Raw genomic sequence first — 14,681 nt, forward strand, 5'->3', positions numbered from 1 at the left:
AAATTTTGATTTACGAAAAAAAATTCGTAAACCGATCATCAAACTTTCTTTAGCCGAAAGTTTCCTTTAGTTTCAAATATTGGGGATTCTCTGGCGCTATGGAACCAAGTTTTGAAAGAATCTTTTTTGCCCGATCTTCATTTTTCTGAAGCCTATAACATTCGATCAAGTTAATCAGATTTCGGATATGTTTTGGATCTCTTGCCCGAAGTCTTTCCCCAATTTCGACCGCCTTACGGATATTTTTTGACTTACGATATGCATAACTCAATTGTAATAAAATTTCATTATCAGTCACAAAATAGGGAAAAATGGACTCCAAAGATTCCACAGCTGAATCAAATCTTTTTAACAATAAAGAAATTCTGGATTTTTCCCGTAACAAATTGATACGCACGTCATCTTCCAAACTCTCACTTACTAACATTCGTTCAATGGTATGATAGGTTTCTTCTGCATTTCCGGATTCTAATACGGATTGGAGTTCGGAATATAAAAAATGGTCTGGGCTAATGGAGGATAGTGAAGATGCGCCGACTCTTTTGGCAAAACCCCTCCACTCAAGTCTCAGTAAAGTTAAGTCATCAGAAAAACTACCAATCGTTTGGAGATTTTGGACAATTTGTTCTAACTCACCTTGGGATTCACCTACCACTTGTAAAAACTTAGTTTCATCCTCGTTCATCACACGTGTCCCATCAGCTCCACTTTCTAAAATCAAATCATCTCGACCATCCGAACCAATAAAAATGACATCTCCTTGTTCTAATACAAAAACCCTAACCCGAACTTCACCTGCCATCCCTTTGGTTCCTATTTTACGAAGTTCCAACTCGTCTTCGATAAAAGAGGCAACCCCATCCCGATACAAAACAGTCCAAGGATGTTCTGCGTTGAGATAATAAAGTACACCTGTTTCCTCTTCCACAAGTCCAAGGACAACGGAAACAAGCATAGATCCATCAAAGGATTCAAAAATAGTTTGGAGTTCAAAAAAACATTCTTTGATCCATCGTTCTGGAGATTTGGACTGACTTTCTAAAACCACTTGTGTTCGTTTGATAAACGATAAAAAAACAACACCTAACACAAGTGCGCCGCCAGCACCTTGGATGGATTTACCCATCGCATCTCCGTTGATAAACACAAAGTATTTTTTACCGTTAAGAACTATATCATCACAAATGATAAGGTCTCCACCGATCTCTTTGGTTTTTCCTTTGAATTCAAATTCCTTTTTTTGTTTGGTGTACGATTGGATTCCAATCATTGCCGAATGGGATTTTTTGGAATCGTTTAGTGGATCCAGAAGGAGTGATGTTAAAAAATAATCTCCATCTTGTTGGACTTTTAATTCTTGAACACGAGTGAGAGTTTCTTGTAATTCGTTTGTCCTTTCGACTACCTTTCTTTCTAAGTTAGAGTTTAATTCCTCTACTTGTTTGTGGACTCGTAAAAACCGGTTGGCCAAAACAACAGCAATCCCTAAAACGAAAAATAAAAATCCAAACCGAGACAAATTTAAGTTTTGAATCGGAATCATACCGGAAGCACCTAAAATATCCCAAATGGCAGTAAATACCAAAAAAAGAATTCCAACTAACAATCTTTTGGCGTCCTTATTATTCTTAAAAACTGCACGAATGGTGATGTAAAACAAAACAACACTGAATGCTAAAGCAGATCCTTGCCAAACACGTAACAGCATCACAGAGTTTGCCCGGTTGACAAAGATCTGAACCATTGCAAGAACTAGACTAAAAACAAAATATCCTTTAGTGATGAGGCTGATTCGTTTTCGAAAAAAAGTATCAACGAATAACAAAAGCCACGGTGGAGTGAGAAATACCACAAAGTATTCTACTTTTGTGACTGTAAATGGATCTACATCCCAAACATAAATGGCCTGGGACCTGAAATACATATAAACCGATAAAAAAACGGCAAACAATGCAAAGTAAAGATTATACTCTTCATTCTTTCGTTTCCAATAAAACAATGCATGATAAATCCCTACAAAAAAATATAAAAACAAAAGCATAAATGTAATATATTCATCTTCTACTTTTTCAAGAATCGTATAACGATCGATAGATGTAATATAATCATTAAATACTTTGTAAAAATTAAGTTCTTCGCCCGGTTCGGATGCGAGAAGGACTCGGATTTCATTTTTACCGACTTTTAGCAAATTCCGAGAAAGTTTGATAAGAATATTTCGTTTGTATCCACTTCGTATGATATGTCCGTTTTCGATAATCCCACTTTCATCCACAATCCTCCCATTTATGTACACTTTGTACACATTGTTTAAATAAGGGATGTGTAAGGCAAAAAGATCCGCATCCGTTTCTTTAAAATCAATTTCGGACAACAGAAATGGTTTTACCATTGTGATTTGTTGTAACTCACCATCAGGAAATTCCAATTGGGATTTGATGGAAACAAGAGGTAAGGTTTCCAATGGAATCCAAGAAACTCCGATGGGAGTTTCAAACTCCCACCAACCCTTTTTGACATTCCAATTTTTTGTCAGATCAATTGGCAAAGCAAAGAGGGAAAAAGGAAATAGGAGAAAAAGAAAAACGTATAATCTTAAATAAAATTTCATATAATAAAGGTTTGAAACTCTAAAGATACACCATAGGTTTCTTCAAATAGATCTTTTTTTTCTGTTACGGACCAAATTTCCAAATTAGGATCTGTTCCTTTTTGGTGGTATAACCTACAAAGAACTTTTCCTCGTTCTACCACTGCATCCAGCCTTTCTATGATGGATTTTTCAGACCGGTCAAGCCCGTCCCCAATGCGAAGGAAGGCTGCTAATTTTTTCACTAGGAGTTGGTCATCGGGTCTCAAGGCCTTGAACTCCTCATGTTTTCCTTTGGGCCCACCCTTTCTATGGTAACGAGCAATGAGAGCGATGATTTCAATTTCCGAGTTAGAAAAACCTACCATTGCCTCTGAGTTTCGAATGATATAATAACTATGTTTGTGATAGTTGTGGTGAGAAATACAAAGTCCCACTTGGTGCAAATAACAAGCAGTCTCTAAATAGTCTCGTTCTAAATTGCCAAGTCCATGTAAATCCTTTAGGTCGTCGAACATTTGCAAGGTGATATTTACCACGGCTGCCGCATGTTTTTTTCCTGCAGGATAAAGATTCGCAACAGTTTTGATTGCCTTTTCGCGAATATTATCCAAAGGAGGAAGGGAAGAATCTTTATGACGAAACCAAGATTCAATTGTGTCATAAACAATCCCTTCCCTGAGGGCAAACTCACTCACCGTAAAAGAAGGAGCTTTGATCCTTTGTAATACTTCATCCAAAACCAAAACCCCTCCAACAATGATGTCCCCCCTTTTGGCATCAAGGCCCGGAATTTTGAGTCGTTTTTTCAAACTATCAGCATCTAATACTTGTTTGCGGGCTTCCTTAAAAAGATCAATTGGGATTTCTGTTCCGTTCAATCTGTCCCTTTTTTCCATCTTTTTTTCTAAAACCATAGACGCCACAGAGGAGATGGTTCCTGAACTGCCCACTACCATAAAGGGTTTCCAAGTTTCTATCTGAGGTAAAAAGGCAGATAAAACCGATTCAATATGAATCCGACATTTTTGGATGTCTGTGGGACTGATGGGATCTTTCTTTAAATACTTTTCTGTTAACCGGATGGCCCCTAGTTTCAAACTGGTGGAAAAAAGAATCTCTCCTCTTTCCCCCACAAGGAGTTCTGTACTCCCTCCCCCAATGTCAATGAGTAGGATTCGTCTTTCAAAGACGGGAAGGCCTTGCAAGATACCGAGATAAATCAGCCTTGCTTCCTCATTTCCCGATACCACTTGGATTTGGATTCCAGTTTCTTTTTCGACTCGATCGAGAAATACTTGGCGGTTCTCTGCTTCCCTAAGGGCACTGGTGGCTACGGCTCGGATTTCAGCGTGGTAAGAATCGGCTAGGCTACGAAATCGTTTGAGGCAAGCAAGTCCCCGTTCCATTGCATCGTCCTGGATGACCGCATAATCACTGCTACCACTCCCGAGTCTCACCGATTCCTTTTCTTTGGTTAGGTATTCGAGTGTACCATCCGGTCTTAGTTTTACGACAACGATGTGGAAAGAATTTGTGCCCAAATCAATGGCAGCGAGGATCTTTTCCGTGCGAAATGCCTGGTTTGGTTTTCGTAAGATTTGTGAGAAAGGAAGCATTTTGTATCTAACTAGCCTATCGAAAATTTTTACGGTTGAAAGCAAAAACCAGCCGAAAATTATGGGGAACGGGTAGAATTCTATTGTTTTGGTGTGAACCCACCGTAAATTCCCCCTTTCGTACTTCTTTCACCAGGATCTGATATGATATTTGATAACCTCTATGGACTTTTCTCGAACGATATGGGAATCGATTTGGGAACCGCGAACACCCTCGTGCATGTGAAAGGGCAAGGAATTGTCTTATCAGAACCGTCGGTCGTGGCAGTCCAAGCCTCTACTGGTCGAGTCCTTGCAGTAGGACAAGAAGCAAAACGAATGCTAGGAAGAACTCCTGGTGATATCGTTGCCATTCGCCCAATGAAAGACGGGGTGATCGCCGACTTCGAAACTGTAGAAAAGATGATTCGTTACTTCATCGCTAAAGTTCACAACCGCACTACATTTGTAAAACCGCGCATCGTCATCGGAGTTCCTTCTGGAATCACCGAAGTAGAACGACGTGCCGTTCGTGAGTCTGCTGAACAAGCAGGGGCTCGCGAAATCTTCCTTATCGAAGAAGCACTTGCTGCTGCCATTGGTGCCAACATCCCAATCCATGAACCAGCAGGAAACATGATCGTTGATATCGGCGGGGGAACCACAGAAATCGCTGTGATCTCTCTTGGTGGTATGGTAATTGCCGAATCCATCCGCACTGGTGGTGACGAATTTGATGAAGCCATTGTCAAATACCTTCGTAACCAATACAACCTAGTCGTCGGAGAAAGAACTGCCGAGGACATCAAACTCACAATTGGAAATGCCTTCGCAGACAAACGTGTGGATACGATGGAAGTAAAAGGCCGTGACGCCATCTCTGGTCTTCCACGCACTCTCGAACTAGATTCTAACGAAATTCGTAAAGCTCTCAAAGAACCAACAGACGAAATCCTAGACGGAATCAAATCCGTATTGGAAAGAACTCCACCAGAACTTGCCGCCGACATCGTAGAACGAGGAATCGTTCTCACTGGTGGTGGTTGCCTCCTTCGTGGTCTCGAACACTACCTCACCAAAGAAACAGGAGTTCCGGTCTTCCGTGCCGAAAACCCACTGACTTGTGTGGTACTTGGAACAGGACGTTATCTCGACGAACTCAAATACATCAAACCAGGAATCCGATAAACATCGGTTACATGATTAGGTGAAAAAAAGGGTACTTCGGTTCCCTTTTTTTTGGACCTACCTGTTTCGCGTAATGCGTACGGATTTCAAAAAGCTATAGATTCCAGAAATGATTCCATAAAACACTCCACATTTCGGAAAATTTCCTGACTCAAGTTTCTATTTGAAATGAACCGATTCTTTAATCTTTAGTGACCCGTTTTTGCAAAGCCAACAAAGTCTGAAAAGGCATCTCATGAATCATGGGATTGATAAGCCAAGTAGGTATTTCCTGCCTTGGTTCAGAATGAAAAAAATAGACGAACTTAGTTTCAGTTTTGGTTTCAGATGGATGAGGATACAGTGTGATAGATCCTGATGCTTTTTTGAGAGGGAATAATCCCTCTTTTCGGTCAGTCGGCTTACTGATTCCATCGATCGTAACTTTGATTCTTCCATCACGTTCATGTAAAAAAACCATACGATATTCCATGAATTCATTTTGATAGGGCCAAGGAAAATTAGTTTCTAAAAAGACTGTTTGCTCATTTCTCGATTGACGGATCAAAAATGCTGCTTTTGTAAAAGCAAACCAATCTGGATACTGGTCTACTTTTTTCAAAACACTCAAAATGGTATCCAAATTCGTTTTGAGGATTATCGATGCTTGGAAAGAGTGATACTCACTTCCTGCTTCTTTTCTCGATTCAATTTGGATTCCATCGCTATTTTTAATCAGTTTCCAGGAACTGCTTGGTTCAGCATAAATGTTCTTTCCTATCATTAGTATAATAAAGAATAAAAGAACAGAAAAGATTTTCATATGGTTACAATTAAAGAATCTCTTCCTTATTGAACTTCAGAACCATAAAGTAATAGATGAACAATGCGACAAAAATGATATCACCAATGATCACGATAAATACAACTGGATCTGCAAAGCCTGAAAGATAGAACTGCAGTAGTTTCAGAGCAAAGCCAATTTTCCCAATTCCTCCCACGATCACGATTCCTGTATGTTTTACTGGATTGTAAGCTACAATTAAGTATCCAACAAAATAAGTTAACGTAGTACCCCAGGCACCTTGGTATATATCGTGATAAAGTGGATCGACGAGTTCTCTGTGAAAAAAATTTTGAAAGGTAAAGGCCGTGTTAAAATACCCAAAGCAAGCGCCGATCAAATTCCAAATTGCCGCAACAATAAAGATTCCAGTGAGCACTGGGTATTTTTTATAACTAAACTCTTTTACATTCATGTTCATCCGATTAGGTTAGAACAAAATTGAAAGTTAGTCATTTACATAGGTAAAGGAATTGCAAAATTTTAACGATTCGGCACTTTTTTTGCTAATTTCTTTCTGATCCGACTCAATTGTGTAGGACTGATGCCCAAGTAAGTGGCAATATGATATTGTGGAACTAGAGTTTCTATACCAGGAAATTCATCTAACAGAATTAAATATCTGTCTTGTGCTTCTAATAAAGCCATTTCTAATTCTCTTTTTTCGTTTCGTAAGAACAAATATTCCGCCATTCGACGGCGTAGTCTTTCTACTTCTGGATACTTATCCGTAAGTCGATCTAGATCGATCGTTGAAATCTTCCATACGATGCATTTCGTTAGAGCTTGTTGTGGAAGTTTGTTAGGCAAACCTGTGATAATAGATGCAAACGAACCAATGAAATTCGGTGATGCAATAAAAGTTTTGTTGTATTCCCTTCCATCATCATTGGTATAAAAAGCTCGAACGAGACCCTTTTCTAAAAATCCAATTTCGCGAGAAATTTCGCCCTCTTTCACAAAGTAATCAAATTTATCTAATTCAACTTTTCTACTTCTGGATACCAATTCAATCAATACTGCTTCAGGAAGAGGACATAAATTATTGATGAATTGAAATAAATGATTCGGTATATTCAAACAAATTCACCATGAATAACACTATTGATTTGAAATATCTCACCAATATAAATCAGATACATTCGATGCAACTTTATATAAATTGGTTCCTGAAGTAAATGAATTATTGTAAGGTCTATTTTTCTGGGGCGCACATTTCCGGCTATCCGCTCCAATCTTTGCTTACGCAAAGGATTTCCGCTTCTATCCGGGGCGCGTGGATGGAACCTCATTTCAATATTTTAAACATTTCTATGCATGTTTGTTTCGATATATATTGTGAAAGGATTGCCTGAATCGGAATGAGTGAAAAAAATAGCGAATTCTTAAATTATCAAAACCAAACATATAATATACAGTTTGATGGGATGAGACCGATTGGTTGGGCTCAAGCACGAATTGGCATAAAAAAGATAAAGAAAAAGGAAAACCAATGAGGAAGAGAAATTGAGCTTTGCGATTCCTTTAGATCCATTCGCCGAAAATCCGTATCTAATGGACACTTATATTCTCGGGGCAGGGTTTAGTTATTCGTTTGCAGCAGAGTTATTCCCTTTGACAGAAACTTTAGTAAAAAAAGGAATTGAGAAATTTCATCATCCAGAAAGTTACGGGGCACTCAAAGAATTGATCTCCAGAATGTTTTCCGATTCAGAAAATATCAACTTTGAAAACTTAGCGACATTTCTATTAAATGACCCTCTCAAAAATATCACTGGCAACACTTTAAAAAATAGCGAAATCTATCTCGATCTTATTGGACTAGTAGCCAATGTTTTAAAAGTTGAGTCTTCTACCATAAAATGTTCAACTCACTTCCCATTGCTACAACAATGGATATCAAAACTAAATGAGCGCGGAGATTCCATCATTACGTTTAATTATGATTTAATATTGGAACAAGTTTTAGCCGATTTGAAATGGAATCCGCTTACAGGTTATTGTATGGACTTTTATATGCTAGGGCTTGATCGACAAATTCCTTGGGTAGAACCAAAAGCCAATCAACTCAAGTATTTAAAGTTACATGGATCACTAAATTGGCAAATGGAAAAGGATGCATTTTATGATGTATCTGACAAACGGATTTATTTTTCCCCAAAAGATGTAAGCAATTATTGGAACAATCATTTTCAAGGTTATTACAGAGAAAAGTTTTCCTATTACCCATACATCATTCCACCACTCATCGGAAAAAAATACGAAAATAAATCCATCCAAAGACTCTGGCATATTTCTCAGTCACTGTTGGAGAATTCGAAACGAATTTTTATCATCGGCTATAGTCTACCGGAATCAGATGTGATCACAGAATACATGTTACGAGATGCAAACATATCAAATAAAGAAATTAAAATTGTAAGAAAGCTAGGCCAAAACGAATCCAAGGCTGATGTAGAAAATCGATTTAAAGGAATATTCTTTTCCGAGACCAATAACAATAAAATTGAGTTTATGGATATGGATGCGATGGAGTTTATTAAGGAATTGGGGTTTTAAAACTTCTGTAAAAGCCATTGAACTTCTGGAGTTATCTTATCAAAAAAAATTCGAACTATGTCTCATTTTTGCTGTACTTTCAAATTGGGGCATTCTATTATTTGAAATCTAGGGGAAAGACAAAAGATTTTTAGTGCTTGAGAGAAGGCAACTTTGTCAAATAATTACAATATGACCGATATTCTTAAAGATGCAAGTCCTGAGTCTCTAAAGGCAGGGGAACGCTTTATCCAACGGATTAAATCTGGAGTTATCAAAAAGAATACCCTACCTAATCAATCGGAAGATTTTCCATTAGAAAAGGCGTCGGAAAATTACAAAGCTTACCTCGATTCAGATGATTTTGCTCATTTAATCAATAAAAAAAAATAGAACCTACTCCTTCGCATGCCTGAAGCAGACTATGAATATTTAATTGAGAATTTCGGCGAAGAAAAAATACTAAATAGATTTGTTTTTATACGCGATAGAGCAATTGATTTTCTGAATCGTATTTGTAAAGACCATGAAATTAACTTTGATGATTATTTCTTTGTAAGTGACGAACTCATTGAAGAAGCAGTGATAGATTATTTTGCTGATTTAGTTCGCTTAAAAGACTTCCATGATATTGAGAAGGCCCAACCTCAAAAAGTGGCAGCTTACACATCTTATTGGGTCTTTAGAAGAAAACCTATCCAACTGAAAAAACCAATCGAAGACGATTTACTAATTAGTTTTCCAAATATAAAATTCCTCAATGAATCTTTCGCCTACACTTTACTCATCAATCTCGTGTTTGATGAACGAAAAAGAATCAATGACTCAAATCCTAGATATGGAATTTTCAGAGATTTAATCATGTATAATTTTCAATACAGACAACTGAATTCACAAATCTTAGAATTGGTAATTGTCGCTCTAAGTACGAATCCAAATAAAGAATTCCTAAGTGAAAACGATCACCCTATTACAGGAGACTGATTGATTTTTAATATTTAATTCCCCCGCACCAGGGATTGCAGTGGAAATCCTTTTCGCGAAAGCGAAAAAATTGGAACGGAAAGCCCGGTCGCTTAAGAAGGAAAATTCATAGATAATCTAACGATTGCGAGGTGCCCACCTTCAAAAACACCTTAGTAGACAAACGGAAAAGCCAATTACGTATTCGGTTTTGAAGAAGTTGGAATTTTAAATTCAGAACTTAAATGATTTAATCGTAGACGGATTGGTGGACAACCAAATATTAAATAGGCGGACAGAATCGAAAATGACCCAAAGGAGCCAACTTTGAGCGAAAACATATCTAATCAGAAAAACATCCCGACACTTTTCGAATGGGCAGGCGACATGGCGACCTTTGAAATGTTATTTAGTAAATTTTATGAAAAAGTTCTCAAAGACGACTTACTAGGTGATGTGTTTAAAAATATGTCGCCGGAGCATGTACAACACGTAGCACATTTTGTGGCTGAAGTTTTTGGTGGCGAAAAATTGTATACGGACCTGGACAAGGGCAGCCATTCCAATATGATTGGACACCACATTGGAAAAATGCTCACAGAAGAGAAAAGACAACGTTGGGTTCATTTATTATTACAAACAGCCGATGAAGTTGGTTTAAAAAACGACCCGGAATTTCGCTCTGCATTTGTTGGTTATATTGAATGGGGAACACGCCTAGCAGTGATTAATTCCCAACTTACCGAAAATCCAATGGCTACGAGCGAACCAATGCCTAAGTGGGGTTGGGGCGAAACAGGTGGACCTTATAACCCAAATTAAAACTAAAAAGTTTGACTTGGCGAGATTTCACAAACAAACGATTGTTCTACGCAAAGTAAATTATTTAGAGCACTAACATTTCTCACAATGCATAGTGAGAAATGGTTTGTAGATGACGACGTTTCCAGATCACACCATCGACAATGTAATGATGAAAGGTAAATGACATGGCCAAAACAACGGCCATGGGAACCAGTTGGTTTTGGAAGATTCCATCCAATGTAAACCCGATCTCGGGAAGTAGGTAATACATGGGTAAAGCTAGCGCGATCGTGAAGATAAAATACAGGATGGTATGTCCAAGTCCCCTTTGGGAAAGCCAGGACAAAACTTTTGCCTTCTGATCAATTCCAATAACAAATCGTTTCTGGTTATAAATCCAAACATAGAAAATGTATTGAACATTATGCCAAACGTTGACAAGTAACCAACCGGAACACAATTCTTCAATCCAAAGATATCCCAGATAAAAAACAATCAAATGGGAAATCATAAACAAAGTATGACCGAAGGCCAATTCATTGCGGCGAAACGCAGTGAATCGAGTGTAGGCCCAATACAACCAGAGTGTGATCGTGACGATACCAACCACATGTACAACAAACCATGGGACAGGAGGAAGCCAAAATTCTTGAAACAAAAATTCATTCGGCCTCTCTGCAGAGCGATGAAGAAGCCCCCAGATTGGAATCGACCACAAAGTCCATTCAGACAATCGTTCTGAATCCCAACTCATACCACCCGCCTGACGACGGTAAGCTTGTGTGATTCCCCAACTCTGTCGAACGGTATGGAAAAACTGTCCAATAAAGTAAGTAAGGTAAATTCCTTTGAGTCCCCAAGTTTTACCAATGGTCAACAGTAAGAAAAATACAAGTGGTGGCACTATCCAAATGAGTGCTTTGTAATGTTTGCGATCCTCAGTGTGAAACAAAAGCCTGGTGTAAGTAGACCATAGATGTTCATACCCAAAAAGCCAACTATGAATGGTTAACATGGGTATAAAAAGTAAAGGCCAGACCACCGTGACACCCGCCATCGTACAAGCAAGCATGGTGATCCCGAAGATAAAGCCAAAATCGAAGCGGGAAACTTTAGGCAAAACTAAATGCATAGATCCCTTGGTTCCCACTTTTTCCTAATGTTAAGTCACAGCTCCCGGTGGTAACTTTGGTGGAGGTGGAGCCGTGCAGACATTTTTTTCACCATTATTTGTGCACTCATGGTGCTTTTGGCATTCGTCGGAAGATTTACACTCCTCTCCCACTTTCTTTTTGTTTGGATCAAAAGGAATGTAAACTTCTTTTGCCATATCTGCCGGTACAGCAGTATAGACTCTAAAAGTAACTAGCGCAAAAGCAGTAGTGAATATTAAAGTCATTAAGATTTTTTTCATGATTGGCTCTCCTCACTGAAAGACATTCGTGTTTTGTGTTCTTATACAAAATGAACAATATTTTTTATTTCGAAACAATCACTATTTCTATTTCATAAATAGTTAATGAACGAAGTATCCTATTCATAAAATTCATCGATTCCAATTTATATAATAAAATATTTATGGATTATATAAATATTCAACTACATAATTATTACCACCATATCTTGCATAATTCGATTTCCTTGCGAACTCTCTTTCTTGTGGATTGTCCAAACCAAGATTATTACCGACAGGTGTGAAGAAGGAAACGTTTTTAACAATGGATCTTCCGTTGACAAACATTCCGACTCCTTCGGTTCCTGAAACGAAAAACTCGATTTGATCGTTTCCAGTAGCTGTAAAAGGCAAATAGACGAATATACCATCGATTTCGGTGTTATTAACACCATCTACGTAGAAGTCCAGAATGGCTTCGTATTTTTTGCCCGGAATCGTATGGAATTTAGGAATACCGTTTTCTAGAGAAAGAGGTGCCTTTGGGATTTGAGGCTGGCCAACTGACAAATCAATCTCTTCTTCAATCATTTTTTCTCTCACATAGACCAACAATCCACCTCCTTCTATGAACCCATCTCCAATCAGACGAATGGAATTGTGACCGTCAGATGGAATCGTATCATTGGACAGATTGATCGGAGATAACCCTATGTTGATTTCTCTGGTTGAAACCAATCCTGTACGATTGAGACTATTTTGTGATTGCATCAAACTAACACTCGTCAGTAAGGAATCAAAAATATTTGAATTGTTTGATTGTTCCGGATTACATTGAAACACACTCGAAAGAAATAAAAAAATTCCGGTATAGCGAAATACTTTTTGAATCATATATCTTAAGCAACCTTTGATTTATTTTCAGTTAAAACAAGTTACTATATTATAATGAATCTTCCAAATCGTCGTCCTGGGACCGGAATTAGGAGTCAATCAATTAGGTTTTTAATGAAGTTCTCAAGTCTTTCACTCAAAAATAACTAAACCCATGTTTCTACCAAATGGTTTTGAGAGACCATGTGCAGAGCAACATTGATAGAATCTTTTCTTAAATGTGTTTTGCCAATCGTTCTGATTGTTTTGAAAGTCCATCCACATTTTCACGTAAGTGGGAAGTATTGGAAGCAAGCGAAGAGGCAGATTGTTCAATGGATACCAGCGCTCTTGACATTTCTTGTGTTCCCATTTTCTGCTCTGATGCCACTACCTCCAATTGTTTGGAAAGTGAGAACAATTCCTGAAATGAATCCAAAAATGATTTATGAATGGATGTTTGTTTTTCGACTTTGGTTTTTAAATCCGAAAGGTTTGAAACAAGAATTCCAAAACTTCTATCCTGAATTCCCATTTTTTCTTTTGTTTCCGTTGCCGCCGTATTTCCGTTCACAATCAATTTGGCAGCTTGTGTGATGATTTTCGAAATTAAGGACGCATTTTCTTGCGCACTATCAGCAAGTTTTGCAACTTCTTGCGCAACAACGGCAAACCCTCTGCCATGTTCACCTGCTCTAGCAGCTTCAATAGAAGCATTTAATGCAAGCAAGTTGGTGCGATCAGCAATGTCTCTTAAAATTTGATTCACTTCTTCCACTTTTTGAAAACTTTCTTTGATTTCTTCAAAGTTGGAACTCACTGAATCCATAGCGGTAGTGACTTGCAAACTATACTGTTTGGATTCATCCGTGGTCTGCGCCAAATTAGTTGTCGCTGAATAAACTTCGTATAAAATTTTATCCATGACCGCACTTTCTTGGTTTAAGCCATCTATTCTTGTAAACTGTGATTTTACAAAATCGCTGGCACTGTCCATAGATGCTGCAAGTTCTTCCATCGAAGCACTGATTTCTTCTACACTCGAAACTTGTGTTTGGATTTCAGAATTTAAAGAATCCATAAATGTTATCATTTCTTGGACACTTTTGTTCAAGGTCTCTGCCTCGGACTGTATGTTTTGTTTTGTAAGATTTGCGGCTTCTGATTTTTGTCTCGCCTCTTCAGCGGATTTTGTTGCCTCATTACTAGAATTCGACATAAATTTGACAACAGCACTCATCATATGAACACCGCAGATCAAAGCGACTGTATTGATTCCGATAAAAGGAATTCCAAATTCGCCCGCGGATGTTGCAATGAATTTGATTTCCGCGCCTCCTATTACTCCTAAGTAAACGTATAGAAGCAAACTAGAAATTGCAATGTATCCGACCGCCATTGTTAATCGATAAGATAATAAAAAACCGGAATAAATAACGACAAAAAGCAGAACCAACATTACGAATGGAAGTGTTGCAATGGAGACCTTTTCCGCTGGAGTTTTTGACATAATTACAACGATGGCAAAAACACTCGAGTAGATAACGATATCGAGCAAAATAGATATGTAAGCAAATTTTAAATAAAATCTTTTCTTTTTGTAGAGCCAGAAAGTATAAACGCCATATGATAAAACCACAAATTCTAAAGCAGAAAGTATAAGACTCATGGTCTTTTCCGTTGTGGGTATCGCCACCATAAAGAAAATATTGATTGATAACATCACAATCGCAAAAGAAATACGAATCGTGTTCGCAATCATACTTCCTTTTTCTAAGTAGTTACCAGTAACAGATGACATAAGTAAAATCTCCGATATAGTCGACGAAATTTTATATTGAATTCAGCCAAGAATTGTTCCGTAATTTATAAAATTAGTCAAGAATCGTCAAAGCGAATTCGGTCAATGGA

General features: G+C 37.9%; 14 protein-coding genes. 5 read left to right on the top strand and 9 right to left on the bottom strand.

The window, feature by feature from the left end; translation table 11 throughout:
- Positions 1-49 precede the first annotated feature (49 nt).
- Positions 50-2,611, bottom strand: a complete 2,562-nt coding sequence (locus EHQ47_RS03800; RefSeq protein ID WP_135776574.1) for a SpoIIE family protein phosphatase — start codon at positions 2,609-2,611, stop codon at positions 50-52.
- A complete protein-coding gene (locus EHQ47_RS03805; protein ID WP_135776575.1) occupies positions 2,608-4,209 on the bottom strand; it encodes a Ppx/GppA phosphatase family protein in 1,602 nt (533 codons plus the stop codon). The genes EHQ47_RS03800 and EHQ47_RS03805 overlap by 4 nt, the downstream gene beginning before the upstream one ends.
- 144 nt (positions 4,210-4,353) lie before the next feature.
- Between EHQ47_RS03805 and EHQ47_RS03810 the strand changes: the two genes are divergently transcribed.
- Positions 4,354-5,376: a rod shape-determining protein gene (locus tag EHQ47_RS03810; protein WP_002972591.1), complete on the top strand. Its 1,023-nt coding sequence runs from the start codon at positions 4,354-4,356 to the stop codon at positions 5,374-5,376.
- A 181-nt stretch (positions 5,377-5,557) separates the two neighbouring features.
- Here EHQ47_RS03810 and EHQ47_RS03815 read toward each other — a convergent pair whose 3' ends face one another.
- The 3 genes from EHQ47_RS03815 to EHQ47_RS03825 all read right to left on the bottom strand — a co-directional run bounded on the left by EHQ47_RS03815 (position 5,558) and on the right by EHQ47_RS03825 (position 7,279).
- Positions 5,558-6,178 (bottom strand): SRPBCC family protein, encoded by a 621-nt coding sequence (locus EHQ47_RS03815; protein ID WP_135747017.1) that lies wholly within the window; start codon positions 6,176-6,178, stop codon positions 5,558-5,560.
- Between the two features lie 10 nt (positions 6,179-6,188).
- A complete protein-coding gene (locus tag EHQ47_RS03820) occupies positions 6,189-6,614 on the bottom strand; it encodes a hypothetical protein (protein ID WP_135747016.1) in 426 nt (141 codons plus the stop codon).
- Between the two features lie 68 nt (positions 6,615-6,682).
- Complete coding sequence (locus EHQ47_RS03825) at positions 6,683-7,279, bottom strand: Crp/Fnr family transcriptional regulator (RefSeq protein ID WP_167483255.1); 597 nt, start codon at positions 7,277-7,279, stop codon at positions 6,683-6,685.
- A 426-nt stretch (positions 7,280-7,705) separates the two neighbouring features.
- Between EHQ47_RS03825 and EHQ47_RS03830 the strand changes: the two genes are divergently transcribed.
- From EHQ47_RS03830 to EHQ47_RS03845, 4 genes are all read left to right on the top strand, one after another.
- The gene (locus EHQ47_RS03830) at positions 7,706-8,758 is read left to right on the top strand and encodes an SIR2 family protein (protein WP_135747014.1); all 1,053 of its coding nucleotides are present in this window, start codon (positions 7,706-7,708) and stop codon (positions 8,756-8,758) included.
- A gap of 171 nt (positions 8,759-8,929) precedes the next feature.
- Entirely contained in the window at positions 8,930-9,130 is a 201-nt protein-coding gene (locus tag EHQ47_RS03835) for a hypothetical protein (RefSeq protein WP_135749906.1), read from the top strand.
- Positions 9,131-9,145: 15 nt separating this feature from the next.
- The gene (locus EHQ47_RS03840) at positions 9,146-9,721 is read left to right on the top strand and encodes a hypothetical protein (protein ID WP_135776577.1); all 576 of its coding nucleotides are present in this window, start codon (positions 9,146-9,148) and stop codon (positions 9,719-9,721) included.
- Positions 9,722-10,027: 306 nt separating this feature from the next.
- Positions 10,028-10,522, top strand: a complete 495-nt coding sequence (locus tag EHQ47_RS03845; RefSeq protein ID WP_244290205.1) for a group II truncated hemoglobin — start codon at positions 10,028-10,030, stop codon at positions 10,520-10,522.
- Between the two features lie 82 nt (positions 10,523-10,604).
- On the opposite strand, the gene EHQ47_RS03850 is transcribed toward EHQ47_RS03845, so the two are convergent.
- The 4 genes from EHQ47_RS03850 to EHQ47_RS03865 all read right to left on the bottom strand — a co-directional run bounded on the left by EHQ47_RS03850 (position 10,605) and on the right by EHQ47_RS03865 (position 14,571).
- Complete coding sequence (locus tag EHQ47_RS03850; RefSeq protein WP_135776678.1) at positions 10,605-11,636, bottom strand: hypothetical protein; 1,032 nt, start codon at positions 11,634-11,636, stop codon at positions 10,605-10,607.
- Between the two features lie 30 nt (positions 11,637-11,666).
- Positions 11,667-11,903: a hypothetical protein gene (locus EHQ47_RS03855; RefSeq protein WP_244290206.1), complete on the bottom strand. Its 237-nt coding sequence runs from the start codon at positions 11,901-11,903 to the stop codon at positions 11,667-11,669.
- Positions 11,904-12,080: 177 nt separating this feature from the next.
- Positions 12,081-12,791 carry a hypothetical protein gene (locus EHQ47_RS03860; protein ID WP_135776578.1) on the bottom strand — a complete coding sequence of 237 codons (711 nt, stop codon included), beginning with the start codon at positions 12,789-12,791 and terminating at the stop codon, positions 12,081-12,083.
- Between the two features lie 214 nt (positions 12,792-13,005).
- The gene (locus tag EHQ47_RS03865) at positions 13,006-14,571 is read right to left on the bottom strand and encodes a methyl-accepting chemotaxis protein (protein WP_135776579.1); all 1,566 of its coding nucleotides are present in this window, start codon (positions 14,569-14,571) and stop codon (positions 13,006-13,008) included.
- Positions 14,572-14,681: the final 110 nt, after the last annotated feature.

Origin of the sequence: Leptospira bourretii (assembly GCF_004770145.1) — a bacterium.
In the GTDB taxonomy this organism is placed as follows: domain Bacteria; phylum Spirochaetota; class Leptospiria; order Leptospirales; family Leptospiraceae; genus Leptospira_A; species Leptospira_A bourretii.